The following is a 2,602-nucleotide window of genomic DNA, read 5'->3' as shown; positions in this document are numbered from 1 at the left end:
TACTGTTAGTTATGCTGGATACAAAGGACTGCATACTACATCTCGTGTCGGAATGATTTTACTAAAAGTGTTTTTGGTTCTTTGGCTTTTATTTTTAATAGGTGTTTTTCTATCTCACTTATTTCATTTATCCAATTTACAACCTTTGACTCCACAAAACTGGAGGCCTATCTTTAAGAATATTTTACCATTAACTATACCCTATGGAGGAATGATTACATTTTTGATGTTATTTGTCTACACTTCTCAAAAAGATAAGATTTTTAAAAATGGTATCTGGAGTATTTTTATAAGTGGTTTTTTTCTTGTAGCGACAACCATTTTAAATATTGGTATATTAGGGGGACCAATTGCACAAGAACTATCCTTCCCTTTGTTGACCAGTTCTAGTTTAATTAAAATTGACGCTTTTATTCAAAGATTAGAACCAATTGCGATTATTTTATTAATAATCGGTGTTTTCTTCAAAGTATATATCTTTCATTACACAGCATGTTTATCCATTTCTCAAGTATTTAAATGGAAAGAAATACATATAATTCCTACTATTTCAATATTAATGGCATGTATTTCCGTTTTTGGTGCGGAAAATAATATCACTCATTTCTACATTGGCTTTCACATTCTTCCTTATTACGTACACGTACCAATGCAAATTATCATACCATTGATTGTATTATGTATCCCTTTAATATATAAAAGAAAATCACTTTGATAGGTTCTGGTGCAAAAAATCGAAAAGATTTGAAAGTATCCTTTCAAACTAGACTATACTGGTATGACTATTGAAAAAAGGTGTGTAATCAGTATGGAAAGAGAAATTTTATTCAAATAGGAGCATTACCAGCCAGGTATTATTTTACTAACAGTATGTTGGTACCTACGGTACAACTTAAGACTTCGTGATTTAGTGGAAATGATGGAAGAACAAGAATTCTCCTTAGCACATACAACCATTATGCGCGGGGTTCATCCATAGGGACCCAGAATGAAATGAGCGAATTCGAACACATTTGAAATCAACCAATGATTCTTGGCGAGTGGATGAAACATACATCAAAATCAAAAGAGAAAGAATGTACTTATATCGCACCATCAATTCCGAAGGAAACACGATTGATTTTTATTTGGGTGAGAAAAGAGATTCAAAGAAAGCCTTGGCTTCTTATCATGCCACAAAACCTCGTTCGATAACTGCTGATGGAGATATGGCCTATCCTGTTGCGATACGTGAACGAAAAGAAGAAAAATGCATACCACTTCGTGTGAAAAAATATGTCAACAATAGTATTGAGCAAGGCCACCGGTTTATCAAAAAACAGATTCAGAATATGCTTGGATTGAAATCCTTGCAAACAGCTACAACAATGAGTGTTGGAATAGAAGCTATGCATATGATCAAAAAAGGACAAACTCTCAAAGGGGAGAAGTCTGTCCAAAAGCAAATGTATCTATCAATAAAATCTTGGGTTTAACAGCATAAATTTCAATTCAATTAGGAATCTTTTGTTCATTGTTCTTAAATCCACTATTTTGCACCGGAGCCAATAGATATGACAATCAAAAATAATCAAAGAAAAAAACACTCTTGCGAGTGCCTCCTCCTTGACTTGATAACCACTTTAATTTTAACAACATATGATTTTATAGAAATATATATAAGTATCCCATCCCATATGCATTCTATCATAGATATTTAGTGTTTTTGTTGAGAAAATGATGAAATATAAAAAATATGTAAATCTATTCAGGTTATACATAATAAAAATGATAAGATAAATGTTTTTATTATGCACAGTATCCAGGGATTTGAATAGAATTGATATTTCTCAATACACTGACAAAGGTAACAAAAATACTTTACCATATATGAATACTGTTGGGATGATTTTAAAACAATAAACGATAAGTAAAAAGATCATACAAGTTAGATGCCTTTATATTGTTGTAATCCCAACAAGACAAAAGAGAAGAATGGAGGGATATTTATGAAAAACATCTGTGTTTTTCATGAAGCATTTCCATAGTCGAACGATTTGGTTTCCATACTCTATGAAAAAATCTTGAACCCTCATGTGACAGTCAGCTAGAATTTTTTGATTTTTGAACTGGAGGAATTGGATGAAACGTATACGGCACAACCCGGAAAATATTATTTATATGTATATAGTTATGATAATCAATCAGGCAGATATCAGGGGCTTGTCACAATAGAATAGAAAAAGGTAGATTCGTTATTTTTGTACAGTATGGGGGTATATCCATACTGTTTTTAGTATTCTCGACTTTTTTATACATTTATTTCTCAACTTCAACGGATTGCATCTTTCCTACTCGTTTTATATGATTCACATAGAGTTTGCTCTAAATCATCCTACTATTCGTTCCATTACCCGTTCTGCAGAAGATAAAACATGTAATATAATGAATTATATTACATGTTCAATCATTACATAATGAAAAATATAGGAGGGTTCTTATGAATAAAAGAATAAAATGGTGTAGTAGTTTGTTCATTTTGTTAGCCATACATTCTCTACCATGTATGGCTGCGCAAGCTGATCAGAGACAGGTGCAACATATATATAGTACACACGATGAA

General features: G+C 31.9%; 1 protein-coding gene and 1 pseudogene. Both read left to right on the top strand.

The features are described from left to right. On the top strand, window positions 1-715 hold a 715-nt coding region (locus ACQRBL_RS32055; RefSeq protein WP_427736383.1), incomplete at its 5' end, for a GerAB/ArcD/ProY family transporter. 138 nt (window positions 716-853) lie between these two features. Next, a pseudogene (locus ACQRBL_RS32050) lies at window positions 854-1,483 on the top strand (IS6 family transposase). Window positions 1,484-2,602: the final 1,119 nt, after the last annotated feature.

This window comes from Bacillus sp. AF62 (genome assembly GCF_050312695.1).
Taxonomy (GTDB): Bacteria; Bacillota; Bacilli; order Bacillales; family Bacillaceae_G; genus Bacillus_A; species Bacillus_A cereus.
This window is presented reverse-complemented; position numbering and strand designations above follow the sequence as displayed.